General features: G+C 70.2%; 15 protein-coding genes and 1 riboswitch. Of the genes, 11 read left to right on the plus strand and 4 right to left on the minus strand.

Going from position 1 to position 18,270, the window contains the following annotated elements:
• Window positions 1-54 precede the first annotated feature (54 nt).
• From gmk to ABTV10_RS11325, 5 genes are all read left to right on the plus strand, one after another.
• The gene (gene gmk / locus ABTV10_RS11305) at window positions 55-621 is read left to right on the plus strand and encodes a guanylate kinase (RefSeq protein ID WP_499034762.1); all 567 of its coding nucleotides are present in this window, start codon (window positions 55-57) and stop codon (window positions 619-621) included.
• A gap of 65 nt (window positions 622-686) precedes the next feature.
• Complete coding sequence (rpoZ, locus tag ABTV10_RS11310; protein ID WP_005513439.1) at window positions 687-992, plus strand: DNA-directed RNA polymerase subunit omega; 306 nt, start codon at window positions 687-689, stop codon at window positions 990-992.
• 14 nt (window positions 993-1,006) lie between these two features.
• Window positions 1,007-2,266 carry a bifunctional phosphopantothenoylcysteine decarboxylase/phosphopantothenate--cysteine ligase CoaBC gene (gene coaBC, locus ABTV10_RS11315; RefSeq protein WP_499034768.1) on the plus strand — a complete coding sequence of 420 codons (1,260 nt, stop codon included), beginning with the start codon at window positions 1,007-1,009 and terminating at the stop codon, window positions 2,264-2,266.
• A 174-nt stretch (window positions 2,267-2,440) separates the two neighbouring features.
• Entirely contained in the window at window positions 2,441-3,652 is a 1,212-nt protein-coding gene (metK, locus tag ABTV10_RS11320) for a methionine adenosyltransferase (RefSeq protein WP_499034772.1), read from the plus strand.
• 61 nt (window positions 3,653-3,713) lie between these two features.
• Entirely contained in the window at window positions 3,714-5,696 is a 1,983-nt protein-coding gene (locus ABTV10_RS11325; RefSeq protein WP_499034774.1) for a primosomal protein N', read from the plus strand.
• A 43-nt stretch (window positions 5,697-5,739) separates the two neighbouring features.
• On the opposite strand, the gene ABTV10_RS11330 is transcribed toward ABTV10_RS11325, so the two are convergent.
• On the minus strand, window positions 5,740-6,471 hold the full coding sequence (locus tag ABTV10_RS11330; RefSeq protein WP_499034776.1) for an MgtC/SapB family protein: 732 nt from the start codon (window positions 6,469-6,471) through the stop codon (window positions 5,740-5,742).
• A 112-nt stretch (window positions 6,472-6,583) separates the two neighbouring features.
• A riboswitch (M-box (ykoK) riboswitch) is annotated at window positions 6,584-6,755 on the minus strand.
• Between the two features lie 49 nt (window positions 6,756-6,804).
• On the minus strand, window positions 6,805-7,821 hold the full coding sequence (corA, locus tag ABTV10_RS11335) for a magnesium/cobalt transporter CorA (RefSeq protein ID WP_499034778.1): 1,017 nt from the start codon (window positions 7,819-7,821) through the stop codon (window positions 6,805-6,807).
• 189 nt (window positions 7,822-8,010) lie between these two features.
• Here corA and ABTV10_RS11340 point away from each other — a divergent pair, with 189 nt between their 5' ends.
• A complete protein-coding gene (locus ABTV10_RS11340) occupies window positions 8,011-9,006 on the plus strand; it encodes an esterase/lipase family protein (RefSeq protein WP_499034780.1) in 996 nt (331 codons plus the stop codon).
• A 1-nt stretch (window position 9,007) separates the two neighbouring features.
• Here ABTV10_RS11340 and ABTV10_RS11345 read toward each other — a convergent pair whose 3' ends face one another.
• A complete protein-coding gene (locus ABTV10_RS11345) occupies window positions 9,008-9,214 on the minus strand; it encodes a hypothetical protein (protein WP_499034782.1) in 207 nt (68 codons plus the stop codon).
• A 108-nt stretch (window positions 9,215-9,322) separates the two neighbouring features.
• Here ABTV10_RS11345 and ABTV10_RS11350 point away from each other — a divergent pair, with 108 nt between their 5' ends.
• From ABTV10_RS11350 to ABTV10_RS11365, 4 genes are all read left to right on the plus strand, one after another.
• A complete protein-coding gene (locus ABTV10_RS11350) occupies window positions 9,323-11,041 on the plus strand; it encodes an alpha/beta hydrolase (RefSeq protein WP_499034784.1) in 1,719 nt (572 codons plus the stop codon).
• A gap of 131 nt (window positions 11,042-11,172) precedes the next feature.
• Complete coding sequence (fmt, locus tag ABTV10_RS11355) at window positions 11,173-12,096, plus strand: methionyl-tRNA formyltransferase (RefSeq protein WP_499034785.1); 924 nt, start codon at window positions 11,173-11,175, stop codon at window positions 12,094-12,096.
• The gene (locus ABTV10_RS11360; protein WP_499034787.1) at window positions 12,093-13,580 is read left to right on the plus strand and encodes an RsmB/NOP family class I SAM-dependent RNA methyltransferase; all 1,488 of its coding nucleotides are present in this window, start codon (window positions 12,093-12,095) and stop codon (window positions 13,578-13,580) included. The genes fmt and ABTV10_RS11360 overlap by 4 nt, the downstream gene beginning before the upstream one ends.
• A gap of 115 nt (window positions 13,581-13,695) precedes the next feature.
• Complete coding sequence (locus ABTV10_RS11365) at window positions 13,696-14,553, plus strand: mycofactocin-coupled SDR family oxidoreductase (protein ID WP_499034789.1); 858 nt, start codon at window positions 13,696-13,698, stop codon at window positions 14,551-14,553.
• Between the two features lie 18 nt (window positions 14,554-14,571).
• Here ABTV10_RS11365 and ABTV10_RS11370 read toward each other — a convergent pair whose 3' ends face one another.
• Window positions 14,572-16,935, minus strand: a complete 2,364-nt coding sequence (locus tag ABTV10_RS11370) for a phosphoketolase family protein (RefSeq protein WP_499034791.1) — start codon at window positions 16,933-16,935, stop codon at window positions 14,572-14,574.
• 207 nt (window positions 16,936-17,142) lie between these two features.
• On the opposite strand from ABTV10_RS11370, the gene ABTV10_RS11375 reads away from it, so the two are divergent.
• Window positions 17,143-18,195 carry a zinc-binding alcohol dehydrogenase family protein gene (locus ABTV10_RS11375; RefSeq protein ID WP_499034793.1) on the plus strand — a complete coding sequence of 351 codons (1,053 nt, stop codon included), beginning with the start codon at window positions 17,143-17,145 and terminating at the stop codon, window positions 18,193-18,195.
• Window positions 18,196-18,270 lie beyond the last annotated feature (75 nt).

Below are 18,270 nucleotides of genomic sequence, written 5' to 3' on the forward strand. Positions count from 1 at the left end.
CAAAAGGTGTCAGGCAGCGAGACCACTTCGGCATCGGTCCAGAGTGGTGACGCAGTGCGGAGGGGCCGGCTGGTAGTACTGGCCGGCCCCTCGGCCGTCGGAAAGTCCAGCGTCGTCCGTCTGCTGCGTGACCGTATGCCCGAGGTCGTCTTCAGCGTCTCGGTGACCACGCGGGATCCGCGGCCCGGCGAAGTGGACGGGCAGGACTACCACTTCATCTCGCGGGAAGAATTCGATCGCATGATCGCCTCCGGCGATCTGCTCGAGTGGGCCGACATCCATGGTGGGCTGCAGCGGTCGGGCACCCCGGCCGAGCCGGTGCGCCAGGCGCTCGCCGAAGGGAAGCCCGTCCTGGTCGAGGTCGATCTGGTGGGCGCGCGGTCGGTCCGATCGGCGATGCCGGAGGCGGTGCTCACGTTCATGGCGCCCCCCAGCTGGGAGGTGCTGGTCTCCCGTCTGACGGGCCGCGGCACCGAACCCGCCGACGTCGTCGAGCGGCGACTGCAGACCGCGAAGGTCGAACTTGCCGCTCAGGACGAGTTCGACACCGTCATCGTCAACGAGGACGTCAGCCAGGCGTGCGATGAGTTGGTATCCTTGTTGGCTGGACGACAGGCTTAAGCGCCGTCGCCCCTGATTCCGGCATTCAATTTGGCACTTTTCAAGTCCAGTTCAGGAGAAACCGAGTGAGCAGCACCGAAGCAGTAGTGTCCGACACCGCCGGTCGTGGCGCCCTGCCTGCCTACGACACCCCGCTCGGCATCACCAACCCGCCGATCGACGAGCTGCTCGAGCGCACGTCGTCCAAGTACGCCCTGGTCATCTACTCGGCCAAGCGTGCGCGGCAGATCAACGACTACTACAACCAGCTGGGCGACGGCATCCTCGAGTACGTCGGCCCGCTCGTCGAGCCGGGTCTGCAGGAGAAGCCGCTGTCCATCGCGCTGCGCGAGATCCACGCCGACCTGCTCGAGCACACCGAAGGCGAGTGAGCGGAGAGGCGCCCGTGTCCGATCGGGAATCCGATGCGGTGGGACCCAGGCGGATCGTCGTCGGCGTCGGCGGCGGTATCGCTGCGTACAAGAGTTGCGCGCTGGTTCGCAGCTTCACCGAGAACGGTCACCGCGTCCGGGTGATCCCCACCGAATCTGCGCTGCAGTTCGTCGGGCGGGCCACGTTCGAGGCACTGTCCGGTAATCCGGTGCAGACCGGCGTCTTCGCCGACGTGCCGGAGGTGGCCCATGTGCGCCTGGGGCAGGAGGCGGACCTGGTGGTCATCGCCCCCGCCACCGCCGACCTCATGGCTCGCGCGGTGGCCGGGCGGGCCGACGACCTGCTGACCGCCACGCTCCTGACGGCGCGTTGTCCGGTCGTGTTCGCCCCGGCGATGCACACGGAGATGTGGGAGCACCCCGCGACCGTCGCGAACGTCGCGACGCTGCGCGAGCGCGGCAACATCGTCATCGAACCGGCGTCGGGCCGGTTGACCGGCAAGGACACCGGTGCGGGGCGGATGCCCGAGCCCGAGGAGATCTTCGCGCTCGCGTCGCTGCTGTTGGAGCGCGCGGCGGCGCTGCCGCGTGACCTCGAGGGGCGACGGCTGGTGGTTTCGGCCGGCGGCACCCGTGAGCCGCTCGACCCGGTCCGTTATCTGGGCAACCGCAGTTCCGGCAAGCAGGGCTACGCGATCGCGCGCCTGGCCGCGCAGCGCGGGGCCGAGGTGACGCTGATCGCCGGCGCGACCGCCGAACTGGCCGATCCGGCCGCCGTCGACGTCGTGAACGTCCGCACCGCCGAGCAGATGCGCGAGGCGGTCATGAAGCATGCCGTCGACGCCGATGCCGTGATCATGTCGGCCGCCGTTGCGGACTTCCGGCCCGCCACGGTCGCGACGAGCAAGATCAAGAAGGGTGCGGACGAGCCCAACTCGATTCCGCTGATCAAAAACGATGACATTCTCGCCGGTCTCGTGCAGGCTCGGCGGGACGGCACTCTCGCTCCCGGAACCGCGATCGTGGGATTCGCGGCCGAGACGGGTGACGCGTCGGGAACTGTCCTCGACCACGCGCGAACAAAACTGGTGCGCAAGGGTTGTGACCTTCTCGTCGTGAACGCGGTCGGTGACGGCAAGGCATTCGAGGTCGACCACAACGATGGTTGGCTGCTCGGGGCCGACGGCACCGAATCGGCGATCGAACCGGGTTCGAAGTCGCTGATGGCCAGCCGCGTGCTCGATGCGGTTGCGGGCCTGCTGACCCCGAAGTAGCACGCAGCGACCGCGGTGCCGCACGGGGGGACGGCCTCCTGGCACCGTGGTCGTCTGCGGTATTGAATAGAAGTAGAAACGAAAATCAGCGCAGGTGTCGTATCGGGGCCACACGATTCGAGAATTCGAATTCGAGCGGAGTCGGCCTCGGACAGAACGTCGAGAGGGAGATCTGTGAGCACGTCCGGCAAGCGGCTATTCACCAGTGAGTCCGTGACCGAAGGTCACCCCGACAAGATCTGTGACGCCATCAGTGACTCCATCCTCGACGCGATGCTCGCGGCAGATCCCCGTAGCCGTGTGGCGGTCGAGACCCTGGTGACCACCGGACAGGTGCACGTCGCCGGCGAGGTGACGACGTCCGCGTACGTCGACATCCCGAAGATCGTGCGCGACAAGGTTCTCGAGATCGGGTACGACTCGTCGGCCAAGGGCTTCGACGGTAACTCCTGCGGTGTCAACATCGCGATCGGCGCGCAGTCGCCGGAGATCGCGCAGGGTGTCGATCACTCGCACGAGGCGCGTGTCGACGGTGTCGCCGACGACGAGATCGATCGGCAGGGCGCCGGTGACCAGGGCCTGATGTTCGGTTACGCCTGCACCGACACCCCGGAGCTGATGCCGCTGCCGATCGCGCTGGCGCACCGACTGTCGCGTCGCCTGACCGAGGTCCGCAAGACCGGCGTGCTGCCCTACCTGCGCCCGGACGGCAAGACCCAGGTCACCATCGAGTACGACGGCGACCGCCCGGTTCGGCTCGACACCGTCGTCATCTCGACCCAGCACGCGGCGGACATCGACCTCGACAACCTGCTCACCCCGGATCTGCGTGAGAAGGTCCTCGGCCACGTCCTCGCCGATCTCGACATCGAACTCGACACCGCCGACGTGCGCCTGCTGGTCAACCCGACCGGCAAGTTCGTCCTCGGTGGGCCGATGGGCGATGCGGGCCTGACCGGCCGCAAGATCATCGTCGACACCTACGGCGGCATGGCCCGCCACGGCGGCGGCGCGTTCTCGGGCAAGGATCCGTCGAAGGTGGACCGTTCGGCCGCGTACGCGATGCGCTGGGTCGCCAAGAACGCCGTCGCGGCCGGCCTCGCCGACCGCATCGAGGTCCAGGTCGCATACGCCATTGGCAAGGCCGCCCCGGTCGGCCTGTTCGTCGAGGCCTTCGGCACCGAGAAGGTGGACGTCGCGACGATCCAGCAGGCCATCAACGAGGTCTTCGACCTGCGTCCGGGCGCGATCATTCGCGACCTGGACCTGCTCCGCCCGATCTACGCGGACACCGCCGCGTACGGTCACTTCGGTCGTACCGACGTCGATTTGCCGTGGGAGCGCACCGACCGCGCCGAGAAGCTGCGCGCGGCCGCCGGTCTCTGACCGCGACCGAGAAGTCAGCTCGCTGACCGGCACCGACAAGACAGCGGCAGCACACGCGCCCGTGGCGCGAGTGCTGCCGCTGCTTCCTGTTGCGCACCTGGACCGCGAGTTCGACTATCTGGTTCCGTCGGAGCTCGACGAGCAGGCCCGCCCCGGTGTGCGCGTCCGGGTCCGGTTCGCGGGACGGCTCGTGGACGGCTTCCTCCTCGAGCGGATCGAGACGAGCGAGCACGACGGCAAACTGGCGTGGCTCGATCGGGTTGTCTCGGCCGAGCCCGTCCTGACCGCCGAGGTGCATCGACTGGTCGACGCGGTGGCGCAGCGCTACGCCGGAACACGCGCCGACGTGCTGCGCCTGGCGATCCCGCCGCGGCACGCGAAGGTCGAGTCCGAGGAGCCGGTGCCGCACCCGGCGCCGGAATCGCCGACGTTCGACCGGGCGGCCTGGTCCGCGTACACCCACGGCCTCAACTTTCTCGAGGCGCTGGCATCCGGACGTGGGCCGCGCGCGGCGTGGCAGGCGCTGCCCGGCGAGGACTGGTGCGCGCGGCTGGCGGAGCTGGCCGGTGTCGTCGCGGCGTCCGGGCGGGGAGCCGTACTGGTGGTGCCCGACCAGCGGGACCTCGATCGACTGGTGCGGGCGTGCGAAAGTCTGCTCGGCGCAGACCATGTCGTGGGGCTCGCGGCGGGACTCGGGCCGTCGGCGCGGTACCGGCGGTGGCTGGCGGCGCTGCGGGGGACGGCCCGCGTGGTCGTCGGAACCCGGGCGTCGGTGTTCGCGCCGACGCCGGACCTCGGCCTGATGGTCGTGTGGGACGACGGCGACAGCAGTCTGTCCGAGCCGCGTTCGCCGTACCCACACGCGCGCGAGGTCGCGCTGTTGCGGGCCCACGGCACGGGGTGTGCCGTCGTGCTGGCCGGCCATGCCCGGACCGCGGAGGCGCAGGCCCTCGTCGACTCGGGGTGGGCGCACAACCTGGTCGCGGCACGCGATGTCGTGCGCGCGCGTGCCCCCAAGATCACTGCACTCGCGGACAGCGATCACGCGCTGGCCCGTGACCCCGGGGCCCGTGCGGCCCGCCTCCCGGCGATCGCGTTCGCCGCGGCCCGGCAGGCACTGGCGGCGGGAGCCGGTGTGCTGGTTCAGGTTCCGCGCCGTGGCTACGTGCCGTCGTTGGCCTGTGCCAAGTGCCGGACGCCCGCGCGCTGCCGCCGGTGCAACGGCCCGTTGGCGCTGCCGACCGCCGCCGGCCCGGACGGCGCCGGTTCACCGACGTGCAAGTGGTGCGGTGTCGCGGACACGAACCACCGCTGTCACGCGTGCGGTGCGCGGGCGCTGCGGGCGGTCGTGGTCGGGGCGGGGCGCACCGCGGAGGAGTTGGGGCGGGCGTTTCCCGGGGTCGCCGTGCACACGTCCGGCGGATCCGACGTGAAGGCAGAGATGGCGCCCGGCGCCAAGCTGGTCGTGTCGACGGTGGGCGCCGAACCGGTGATGCCCGGCGGCTACGGCGCCGCCCTGCTGCTGGACGGGTGGGCGCTGCTGGGGCGCGCGGACCTGCGCGCCGCTGAGGAGACGCTGCGGCGGTGGATGACCGCGTCGGCGCTCGTGCGGTCGCAGACCGACGGCGGTCAGGTCGTGGTCGTCGCCGACTCCGGGATCCCCACGGTGCAGGCGTTGGTGCGCTGGGATCCGGTGTGGCACGCGCGCGGTCAGCTGGAGGAACGAGCGGAGGTGGGGTTCCCGCCCGCCGTCCACATGGCCGTGGTCGACGGCACCGCCGCGTCGATCGGGGAGTTGCTCGAGGTTGCCGGGCTTCCGGATTCGGCGGAGGTGCTGGGCCCGGTGCCTCTGCCGCCGGGGGAGCGGTTGCCGTTCTCGAGCGAGGAACCGGAGCCGGACGACGTGGAGCGCATGCTCGTTCGGGTGCCGCGCGGTGACGGTCGGGCGCTGGCGAAGGCCCTGGCGGAGGCCCAGGCCGTCCGCAGCGCCCGCCGATCGACCGGTCCGGTGCGGGTCCAGATCGATCCGCTCCGGATCGGCTAGCTCGCCCGGACGTCGACGACGTGCATCAGTCTGTGCTCGGCGGTCACCGGCCCGCGTCGAACAGCGTCTCGGACTCCGCCGGGGAGATGCTCCATCGAACGCTCGTGACGAGCGGTTCGAGGCTCATCCGGTTCACCGCCGACTCGAGGAGGGTGTCGTCGCGCCGGCGCGCGGTCAGTTCGGCCGCCACCTGGACGCGGGCAGGGTGGGAGGTGTCGCGCGACTGCACCGACCGCAACCGGAACTCGGGTCGCGAGATCGCCTGCACGGTCAGGCCGCGGACATGCGCCTCCGCGTCCTCGTGGCACGTCACTTCGAAGCGGTAGTCGACGGGCGACTCCTCGCGCCCGGCCCGCGCGGGCTGATGATCCATGAGTCGGCCGACCGGGCGCAGGATCATGTTGGCCCCCATGATCGCAACGGCTCCGATGACGGCCGCCCAGTACATTCCGCCGCCCGCCAGCGCGCCGACCGCGGCGGTCGCCCACAACGTGGCGGCGGTGTTGAGGCCGGTCACGGACGCGCCCTGCTTCATGATGACGCCCGCTCCGAGGAAGCCGATGCCGGACACGATCTGCGCCGCGACACGGGTGGGATCGGCGTCCGGGCCGTCGAAACCGTAGGCGCTGAGGATCACGAACAGCGTCGCGCCCAGACTCACCAGCGCGTTGGTGCGCAGACCTGCCATGCGGGCACGCCATTGCCGTTCGAGACCGACCAGGGCGCCGAGCCCCAGCCCGAGCGCCACCCGAAGAATGATGATCGTGGTGTCCATATCGGACCTCCGTGCATGAGCGGCAGCGGACCTTGGGGTCCGCTGCGCGATTTCGTCGAAATGCAACGCAGGAGTTTCGCGGCGACCACGCGTGCAACGGTGACCGTCCGGTCGAACACCTCCACGTAAGAGCTTCGGCACTGCACGACGTATCCCACATCCGTGGGAAGCCACTTGGGATCACCCCTTAAGCCGGGGAAATCTGTCCTGATCTTGGGCGTCTCTCGACGTCGTGAGATCAGTGGCCTGTGTTCGTGCAGGAGCTTCGCCTAACGAGGTGCTGCACGTCGAGGGTGCCAGCGGGGCCTGAGCACTGTCAACCTGGGGTCATGCTCACAGCCAGTGCTGGCGTTTGAAGACGTAGAACAGGGTGAGCGAGGTGGCGATCATCAGCAGCACCGCCATCGGGTAGCCGAACTGCCAGCCGAGCTCCGGCATGTCGTTGAAGTTCATCCCGTAGACGGTGCCCACCAGAGTCGGTGCGAAAAGGATTGCCGCCCAGGCGGATATCTTCTTCACTTCCTCGCTCTGGTTCAGGCTCGTCACGGTCAGCCGGCGCATCTCCTCGTTCTGCTGCTGGGCGACGAGCGTGGCGTGCACCGACAGGGCGGTCTGCAGGTGCGCACGGGACGAGTCGGCCCGCTCGACGACACGTAGCGTGTGGTCGAGCACGTCGCGCAGGTGGCGGCGGAGTTCGAGGTCCACGTGGTACTTGTCCGATCCGCGTTCGAGGGCCTCGAGGATCGACACCAGCGGATGCGTCGCGCGCTGGAAGTCGATGACCTCGCCCGACAGGTCGTAAATGCGTTTCGCGACGGCGGGGTCGCCGGTGAACACCTGGTTCTCGATCTCGTCGATGTCGTTCTCGAGGCCCGCGGCGACCGGCAGGTACTCGTCGACGACCTGGTCCAGGACCGCGTACAACACGGCCTCGGGGCCGAGACGCAGGAGCCCGGGGTTGGCCTCGAGTCGGTGCCGTACCTGGGCGAGATGGGGAGACTCGGCGTGCCGGATGGTGATGACGAAGTCGGGTCCGACGAACACGTGCACCTCGCCGAACTCGACCTTCTCGACGTCGTCGAGATAGCGGGCCGGCCGCAGCACCACGAACAGGGTCTCGTCGTACCGCTCGAGCTTGGGGCGCTGGTGGGCGGCGATCGTGTCCTCCACGGCGAGGTGGTGGAGGCCGAATTCGCTAGCCAGGGACTGGACTTCGTCGGCGTCGGGGCGGTACAGGCCGATCCAGGCCATCCCGCCGAGTCGGTTCATCGTCTCGTAGGTGCAGTCGAGTGTCTGCGGAGTGTCGACGCGAACACCGTCGACGTAGACGGCGTTGTCCACGATGGTCATACCCGCACCGTTCCTGTCGAGGAGACTCGCCTCATTGCACCACGGGGTCGGTCGCGGGTGTGAGTGGATCGACACAGATTTCGTTCCGCTTTCGTTACTGGGCGCGATTGGCGCGTGCGTGGCTCCGGTAGCGGTCTTCGTGGAAACTGCTGGCAGTCCTACGGGTCACGGAGGTGCACGGTGAATCGGATGACGAGGCGGTTCGCCACTGGAGTGTCGGTTGTCGCGACGGCCGGGTTGACCGCGTTCGCAGCACCCGCAGTGTCCGCGGCGCCGGTCGAGCCGCCGCTGTCCACAGCGGGACCGGACTACGTGGTGCCGGTCGATCCGGGGCCGATCCAGATCCACCACGCGGCGGCGCTGCGCTACGCGGAGAGGCACCCCGATTCCGCGCCGCCCGGGGCGAACGACTTCGCGTGCCGACCGGATCCGGACCACCCGAACCCCGTCGTCCTCGTGCACGGCAGTGACTCCGACGCCTACACCGACTGGTCCGCGCTCTCTCCGATCCTCGCCGAGCGGGGGTTCTGCGTGTTCGCGCCGAACTACGGCGCGGACGGCAAGCCCGGCAAGTACGCGCGAGGCGACATGGTCCGCAGCGCAGGCGAACTCGCTGATTTCGTGGAGAGGATCAGGGCGTCGACGGGGGCCGCGAAGGTCGACCTCGTCGGCTACTCGCAGGGTGCGACCGTGGCGCGGTACTTCGTCAATCGGCTGGGCGGTGCGGGTGTCGTGGGTCGCTGGGTGGGGCTCGCGTCGCCGACGTACGGCGGAGTGATGTACGGGATGGTGCCGCTCCTGCGGCTGCTCCCGGACGCCGACGGCATCGCCGGGGCGCTCACCTCCGAGGCGATCAGTCAGCAGATGCAGGGTTCCCCATTCCTGGGTGCGCTCAACGCGGGCGGGGACACGGTTCCGGGAGTCGAGTACACGACCATCGGGTCGCGCTACGACGAGATGATCCAGCCCTACACCAACATCGCGTTGCGGGACGACGGCGCGACGAACCTTCTGGTGCAGGACCTGTGCCCGGAGAACCGGGGTGGGCACTTCACCATGGTGTACGACCCTTTCGCGCTCGGACTCGCGATGCGGGCACTCGATCCGTCCGCGCCCGCGCCCACGTGTGAGCCCGTCGCGCTGGGCGCCGGCATGGCCGACATGGTCGTCGCCAGTAATTCCTGAACTACTCGGCCAATCGTGCGACAGCCTGTGCCCACAGGAAGTGCTTGTTCGTCCCCAGGTCCCGCACCGTCTCGATGCCGAACGCGGCCTTCAGGTGCTGCGCGTCGGACTCGCTGATACCCCGCAGCGCGGTCACCGGCGCGTCGGCCAGTTCGTCGACCGGGCGCATCTCGAATGCCTTGTCGAACTTGCTCGCGATGCCGGACATGTCCACCTCCGAGAACGGTGCAGCGGGAGTGCCCCGTGGCTCCGGTGTACACGCCGTAGTGGGGCCGGGTCTAGCAAACCGTCGCCCGGCACACCTATCGTTCGGCGCATGACCACAGCTCCCGAGCGCGTCGACAACGGCCACGCCGACCCCGAGAAGCCGGCGGACCGCCAACCCTGGGACGGACTGCGAGCCTGGGCGCGCCGCTTCGACGCCGTCGGGCTGGCGGTGGCGCTGGTCTTCTTCACGTGGTCGATCAGCCCGTCGCTGCTGCCCCGGGCCTGGTACCTGCAGGGTGTCGCGACGGGTATCTCGGTAGCCGCCGGTTACGGCGTCGGCTGCCTGGCCGCGTGGGTGGTCCGCTCGTGTGGCGTGACGCCCGCGTGGTCGGCGCGCACCCGGCGGATCGGATGGTGGCTCCTGGGCATTGCCGCCGTGATCCTCGTCCCCGTCTTCCTCGTGCTGGGTGCGGTGTGGCAGAACTACGTTCGCGATCTCGTCGGCATCGAGCACACCAACCACGCCAACGTGCTGCTCGTGTTCCTCATCGCCGTCGTGGTGTGGTTCGTCCTGCTCGAGGCCGCACGCGGAATTCGGGTGGGGACACGCAAGATCACCGACCTGGCGCGACGGCTGGTTCCGCGGCCCGCCGCGAACGTGGCGGGGCTGGTGGTCGCCGCCGTCATCGCTGTCCTGCTCGTCAACGGCGCGCTGTACAACGGCCTGATCGCGTTCGCGAACTGGAGCTTCTCGGGAGCGGACACTGCGACCGCGCCCGGCGTGGAGCAGCCGACCGTGCCGGAACGCAGCGGATCGCCCGCGTCGGCGCAGGCATGGGACACGCTCGGGCAGGAGGGGCGCACGTTCGTCGGCCGGGGACCGGACGCCGCGGACATCACCGCGGTGACCGGTCGTCCGGCGAAGGAACCGATCCGGGTCTACGCCGGACGGGAGTCGGCGGGCTCCGTGGGCGAGGTGGCCGATCTCGTCGTCGCCGAGCTCGATCGCACCAAGGCGTGGGAGCGGAAGGTGCTCGCGGTCAACACCACCACGGGGCGCGGCTGGGTAAACCAGGACGTGGCCTCCTCGCTCGAGTACCTCGAGGCGGGCGACACGGCGATCGCGTCCATGCAGTACTCGTTCCTCCCGAGCCCGCTTGCGTTCATCGCCGACCGGCAGACGCCGCAGGTCGCCGGGCGGGACCTCTTCAACGCCGTGTTCGCGCGGTGGATCGACCTGCCCGTCGAGACCCGCCCGAAGCTCGTCGTCTTCGGCGAGAGCCTCGGCTCGTACGGAGGCCAGAACGCGTTCGCGGGCTACCAGGACATGGCCGTGCGTGTCGACGGCGGGCTGTGGGTGGGCACCCCGAACTTCACGCCGCAGTGGCGGGAGGCCACCGCCGATCGTGACTCCGGCTCACCGGAGATCCTGCCGGTGATCGACGGCGGGGAAGCGGTGCGGTTCGCGGCCGACCCGCAGGACCTCGACATCGGCGGGGCGTGGGGGCCGCGCCGGGTCGTCTACTGGCAGCACGCGAGCGATCCGATCGTGTGGTGGTCGCCGTCGCTGCTCTTCAACGAACCGGACTGGCTGCGGGAACCGCGGGGCCGCGACGTCGATCCGAACATGACGTGGATGCCACTCGTCACCTTCTGGCAGGTGACGCTCGACATGGTGTTCTCCGCGGACGTCCCGGCCGGGCACGGCCATTCGTACGGGCCCGAGGCCGCCGGCATGTGGGCGCGAATTCTGCAGCCCGAGGGGTGGTCCGACGACGACACCGCACGGGTGCAGGCGGCGCTGACCGGGGCGGGGAGCGCTCCGTAGAATCTCGGGGTGAACCCCCTTCCGGCGCCGCCGGGATTCGACGCTCCGGGAGCCGCCCTCGTGAACTCCGAGACCACCCGCACGACCAACCGCACGACCACCTGTTCGCTCCGAGCGGAGGTCCGGCGCTGATGCGGATCGTCTTCGCGGGGACGCCCGAACCGGCCGTGCCGTCGCTGCGGCGGCTCATCGAGTCCGACCGGCACGAGGTGGTCGCCGTCGTCACCCGACCCGACGCCGTCGCCGGCCGCGGTCGAAAGCTCGTGCGTTCGCCGATCGGGCAGCTCGCCGACGAACACGGCATCGAGGTGCTCACGCCGAAGACGGCATCCGATCCGGAGTTCTTGGCGCGGCTGAAGGAACTCGCGCCCGACGCCTGCCCCGTCGTCGCGTACGGCAACCTGCTGCCGCGACCGGTCCTCGACGTGCCTGTCCACGGGTGGATGAACCTGCACTTCTCGCTACTGCCGGCGTGGCGGGGCGCCGCCCCTGTCCAGGCCGCGATCAATGCGGGTGACGAGATGACGGGCGCGACCGTGTTCGCGCTCGACGAGGGCATGGACACCGGTCCTGTGTACGGCGTGGTGACCGAGACGATCCGCACCACCGACACGGCGGGCGAACTGCTCGGCCGGCTCGCCGAGAGCGGCGCGATCCTGCTCGAGAGCGTGCTCGACGGCATCGAGGACGGTGCGCTGCAGGCCGTTCCGCAGCCGCGGGACGGTATCTCGCACGCGCCGAAGGTGACGGTCGAATCGGCCCGGATCCGTTGGGACCAGCCGGCGCTCGCGGTACACCGCCACATCCGGTCGGTCACCCCCGCGCCGGGAGCGTGGACGATGATCGGCGATCTGCGCGTCAAGGTCGGACCGGTGACTCTCGTGGAGGAGACGCTGCCACCGGGGCGCATCGAGGTCCGCAAGGACGGCTTCTACGTGGGTACGTCGACGACCGCGGTCCGGCTCGGACAGGTCCAGCCACAGGGCAAGAAGCAGATGGCGGCAGTGGACTGGGCGCGCGGTGCGCGTCTGGACGGAGAGGTACGGGCACAGTGAGCGACGAGAAGCGACCGGCGCGGCGATCCGGCGGATCGGGTCGTCAGGGTGGACGCCCCGGCGGACAGGGCCGGCAGGGAAGGCAGGGCGATCGCAGCCGTCCCCGGCAGGCCCGCCGACCCGATCCCGCGGAGGCGGCGCTCGACCAGCCGCGGCGCGCGGCCCGCGACGTGCTGCGGGCGGTACGGGAGCGGGACGCCTACGCGAATCTCGTTCTGCCGGGGCTGCTTCGGGAACGTCGGCTGGACGGCCGCGATGCCGCGCTGGCGACCGAACTGGCCTATGGCGCCGCGCGTGCCCGCGGCCTGCTCGACGCCGTCATCGCGCGCTGCGCGGGGCGCCCGATCGAGGAGATCGACGGCCCGCTGCTCGACGTCCTGCAGCTCGGCACCTACCAGTTGCTGCGCACGCGGATCGCGCCCCACGCCGCGGTCGCGACGTCCGTGGACCTCGTCCGCGCCGAGGCCGGCCCCGGCAAGGCGGGATTCGTCAACGCGGTGCTGCGCCGCGTGTCGGAGAAGTCCGAGGACGAGTGGGTGGCCGAGCTGGCACCCGACGCCACCACCGACCCGGTGGGCCATCTCGCGTTCCGGTACGCCCACCCGAAGTGGATCGCGCAGGCGTTCGCCGACGCGCTGGGCGTGGACGCGGGTGAGCTCCAGGACGTGCTGATCGCCGACGACGCCCGCCCGGCCGTGCACCTGGTGGCCCGACCCGGCGAGATCTCGGCGGAGGAACTCGCGCTCATCACCGGCGGCGAGGTGGGCCCGTACTCGCCGTACGCGGTGCATCTCGACGGCGGCGACCCCGGCCTGCTCGACGCCGTTCGTGAGGGTCTCGCGGGCGTCCAGGACGAGGGCAGTCAGTTGGTGGCCCGCGCGCTGACGCTGGCGCCGCTCGACGGCCCGGACGGTGGCCGCTGGCTCGACCTGTGCGCCGGTCCCGGTGGCAAGGCCGCGCTGCTCGGCGCGCTGGCCGACATCGAGGGCGGTCGACTCGACGCGGTGGAGCCGGCCGAGCACCGTGCCGACCTGATCCGCAAGACCACCCGTGGTCTGCCCGTCGACGTCCACGTCGCGGACGGCCGCGATCCCGGGCTGCAGGGCGGGTACGACCGGATCCTCGTCGACGCCCCGTGCACCGGTCTCGGCGCCCTGCGCCGGCGTCCCGAGGCGCGCTGGCGGCGGCAGCCGTCGGATGTGGCGGGCCTCGCGAAGTTGCAGCGTGAGCTGCTCGAATCGGCGCTGAAGCTCGTCCGGCCGGGCGGGGTGGTGCTCTACTCGACGTGCTCGCCGCACGTCGCCGAGACGGTTGCGGTGGTCGCGGACGCGGTGCGCCGGCACGGCGCGATCGCGCTCGACACCCGCGAGTCGGTCCCGGGCGTGCCGGGACTCGGCGACGGTCCGGGTGTCCAGCTGTGGCCGCACCGGCACGGTACCGACGCGATGTTCATGGCGGCACTGAAGCGGCCGCTCGAGGACTGAACTTCACCCCGGCAAATGTGCCCTGCCTCACAGTGACACGTGTTCTAATTCACTGTGGGCGGCGATGTCGCCGCCCACAGTGAATGGGCACGGGCTGGCACGGAGGACACCTCTCATGAATCGGGTTGCCGGGAAAGTCGTTCTGATCACGGGCGCCGCGCGCGGGCAGGGGCGTAGTCACGCCGTCCACCTCGCCGACGAGGGCGCCGACATCATCGCGTTCGACATCTGCGCCGACATCGAGACCAACGAGTACCCGCTCGCGAGCGAGGCCGATCTGGACGAGACCGCGCGACTGGTCGAGAAGGCGGGACAGCGGATCGTCACCGCGCGGGTGGATGTGCGGGACCGGGCGGCGCTCGACAAGGCGCTGGCGTCGGCGGTCACGACGCTGGGTCGCCTCGACGTCGTCGTCGCCAACGCGGGCATCTGCCCGCTCGGCAACCACGTTCCGCCGCAGGGGTTCGTCGACGCCTTCGATGTCGACTTCGTCGGCGTCGTCAACACCATCCACGCGGCCCTGCCGTACCTGAAGGCGGGAGCGTCGATCATCGCCACCGGTTCGGTGGCCGGCCTGGTTCCGCAGACGGGCATCAACGGCCAGCAGGCGATGCAGGGGCCCGGCGGCGACGGCTACGGGCTCGCGAAGAAGATGATCGGCGCCTACACGGAGTCGCTCGCACTCACCCTGGGGCCCAGTTCGATTCGGGTCAACGCCATCCATCCGACCAACGTCAACACCGACATGCTGCAGAGCACGCCGATGTACAAGACGTTCCGCCCCGACCTCGAGAACCCGACGGCCGAGGACGCGAAGGTCACCTTCCCGTTCATGCAGGCCATGCCGACGCCGTGGGTGGAGCCCGAGGACATCTCGCACGCCGTGGTGTACCTCGCGTCGGACGAGTCGCGCTTCGTCACCGGCCAGCAGTTGCGGGTCGACGCCGGCGCCGGGCTGAAGCTCGGTATCTGACCGAGCCCGCCGGCCCGGTCACACCGGTTCGGGCCACACCCAGCCCCGGACCTCCGGCATGTCCTCGAGGTGTTCGCGGACGTAGGCGTGGTGGCGTTCGAGCATCCGCTCGCAGTAGCCGGTCAGGTCGGCGGCACCGTCGGGTGTGCGACGGCAGCGGCGCAGCGCCTCGATCGCGAGGTGGTAGCGGCTCATGTGGTTGAGCACCACCATGTCGAACGGGGTGGTGGTGGTGCCCTGCTCGGTGTAGCCGCGGACGTGGAACCGGTCGGGGTTCGTCCGCCCGTGCAGCAGTTGGTGGAAGGCGCGGGCGTAGCCGTGCCACGCGACGACGACGTCGACGTCGCGGGTGAACAGTTCCTCGAAGGCGTCGTGGTGGCGTCCGTGCGGGTGGATGTCGGCCGGCGCCATCGACATCAGGTCGACGACGTTGACCACGCGGACCCGGAGGTCGGGCACGTGCCCGCGGAGCAGCGCGGCCGCGGCGAGGGTCTCCTCGGTGGGGACGTCGCCGACACACGCCAGCACGATGTCGGGTTCATCGCCGTCGCCGTCCTCCGTCCCGGCCCAGCCCCACACCGACGCGCCGGCGGCAACGTGCTCGCGCGCCTGCTCGAGCGTCAGGTACTGCGGGTGGGACTGCTTGTCCACCACCAGGAGGTTGACGCAGTCGCGGGTCTCGAACACGTGCTCGGCCACCACCAGCAGCGAGTTCGCGTCCGGTGGCAGGTACACCCGGGTGACGCCCCCGGAGAGGGACAGGACGGTGTCGATCAGGCCGGGTCCCTGGTGGGAGAACCCGTTGTGGTCGTTGCGCCAGCACGTCGACGTCAGCAGGATGTTCAGGCTCGCTACCGGGGCGCGCCAATCGATGGAGCGGGAGCGCTCGAGCCACTTGGCGTGCTGGATGGTCATCGAGGCGCTGACCATCGCGAACGCCTCGTACGTCGCGAACAGCCCGTGCCGGCCGGTGAGGAGGTATCCCTCGAGCCAGCCCTGACACAGGTGCTCCGACAGCACCTCCATCACCCGTCCGTGATGGCCCACGTGGTCGTCGTCGGGGACGAGGGTGCCGACGAAGCAGCGGTCCGTCACCTCGAACACCGCGCCCAGGCGGTTGCTGTTGGTCTCGTCGGGGCAGAACAGCCGGAAGTTGTCGGGGTTGGCGACGTAGACGTCGCGGAGGAATTCGCCGAGGGGACGCGTGGTCTCGTGGTGGACGGCGCCCGGTGACGGCACGTCCACGGCGTACCGGTCCGCGGCGGGAAGGTCCAGGGCGCGCAGGAGTTTCCCGCCGTTCGCGTGCGGGTTCGCACCCATCCGGCGGTCGCCGTCCGGTGCCAGCGCGGCCAGCTCGGGAACCAGCCGGCCCTGCGGGTCGAACTGCTCCTCGGGTCGGTAGGACAGCATCCACTGCTCGAGGATCCGCATGTGTGCTGGGTCGTCGCGGACATCGGCGACCGGGACCTGGTGCGCCCGGAACGTGCCCTCGACCTCGAGACCGTCCACGATGCTCGGGCCCGTCCAACCCTTCGGGGTGCGCAGGACGATCGCCGGCCACCGGGGCCGCTCGGTGAACCCGGATTCGCGGGCGTCGCGGCGGATCCGGGTGATCGCGGTGTGGGCCCGATCGAGGGTCTCGGCCAGGTCCCGATGAACCTGCGGCGGATCGTCCCCGGCGACCAGCACCGGGTCCCAGCCGAACGCGTGGAGCAGCGCCAGCACCTCGTCGTCGGAGCGGCGCCCCAGCACGGTCGGTCCCGAGATCTTGTACCCGTTGAGATGCAGGATCGGCAGCACCGCACCGTCGCGGGTCGGGTCGAGAAAGAACGGGGCCTTCCACGAACCGGACAGCGGACCGGTCTCGGCCTCGCCGTCACCGACGACGCACGCGACGATCAGGTCGGGATTGTCCATCGCCGCCCCCGTAGCGTGCGCGAGCGAATACCCCAGTTCGCCGCCCTCGTTCACGGATCCCGGCGTCTCCACCCCCGAATGGCTCGGGATGCCGCCGGGCGTGGAGAACTGTCGCGCCAACCGGCGTAGCCCGGCCTCGTCGGGCGTGACGTCCGGGTACAGCTGCGAATACGTGCCCTCGAGGTAGGCGTTCGCCACGACGGCCGGGCCGCCGTGACCGGGGCCGGCGACGAACAGGACATCGGCGTCGGTGCGGCGGATCAATCGGTCGAGGTGCGCGTACACGAGCGACAGGCCGGGACTGGTGCCCCAGTGTCCGAGCAGACGCGGCTTGATGTCCGGCGCCGCCAGCGGACTGCGCAGCAGCACGTTGTCGCGGAGGTAGATCTGCGCCACCGTCAGATAGTTGGCCGCCATCCAGTAGCGGTGGAGCAGTTCGAGATCGTCGTCGGGGCTGGTTTCCACGGGTCGACTCCTCCGGTAGGGCGAAGGTGCTTCCATCCTGACGGCAGTGGGCGCCGCTCGCCAGCGCTTTGCGCGACGCGACCGGTACCTCCGATTCCCTCTGTTGCGAGCGCGCCGAACCAGGCATCCTGGAGAGACGACTACCGGCACGCCGACGATGCCGCGCACTGGCCGTGACCATCGCCGCCGACGAAGTACGGATCCGGGATGCGCAGCGAGACCACACGAACGACGACGGCGACCACCACGATGCGCGCGTGGCGCACGACCAGACCCGGGCCGCTCGCGGACCGCCCGCTCACGATGGACCGCGAACTGCTGCCGCGCCCCACCAGCAAGGACCTGTTGGTCAGGGTCCTCGCGTGTGGTGTGTGCCGGACCGATCTGCACGTCGTGGAGGGCGAGTTGCCCCCGCACCGACTCAACGTGATCCCCGGCCACGAGATTGTCGGTGAGATCGTCGGGATGGGGGAGGACCTGGGCGAGAACTCCGGGCGCTTCGAGATCGGGCAGCGGGTCGGGATCGCGTGGTTGCGGGGCACATGCGGGCACTGCCGCTACTGCGTGCGCGGCGACGAGAACCTGTGCCCCTACTCGACCTACACCGGATGGGATGCCGACGGCGGCTACGCCGAGTACACCACGGTGCCCGCCGACTACGCGCTCGAACTCCCCACCGGGTACCCGGTCGTGGAGATCGCGCCGCTGCTGTGCGCGGGCATCATCGGCTATCGCTCGCTGAAGCGCGCCGATCTGCCGGAGGGTGGTCGACTCGGAATCTACGGTTTCGGCGGCAGCGCGCACCTCACCGCGCAGGTCGCGCTGGCGCGCGGTGCCCGCGTCCACGTGATGACCCGCGGCGAGGAGGCCCGCGAACTCGCCTTCAGTCTGGGTGCGGCGTCGGTGCAGGGGGCGGCCGATCCGCCGCCGGAACCGTTGGACTCGGCGATTCTCTTCGCCCCGGCCGGCGACCTCGTGCCCCCCGCGCTGGAGGCGCTCGACGCGGGCGGCACTCTCGCGCTCGCCGGCATCCACCTCAGTGACATCCCGCCGCTGAACTATCAGCGGGACCTGTTCCGCGAACGGCAGATCCGCAGCGTCACCGCGAACACCCGGCAGGACGCCGAGGAGTTCCTCGCCTTCGCGCAGCAGCACCGCCTGCGGGTCAGTGCGCACCGCTATCCGCTCGGCGCCGCCGACAAGGCGCTGGCGGACCTCGCCGGCGGGGTATTCGGTGGTGCGGCCGTTCTCGTGCCGTGACGGCGCGGGTGTCCTAGCGTGAACCGACGGGTCCGTCGTCGACGGATCCGGCAGGCGACTGGGAGGTGCGCACGT

It is taken from the genome of Paraburkholderia sp. RHO2, assembly GCF_050955445.1.
Classification (GTDB): Bacteria; Actinomycetota; Actinomycetes; order Mycobacteriales; family Mycobacteriaceae; genus Prescottella; species Prescottella agglutinans_A.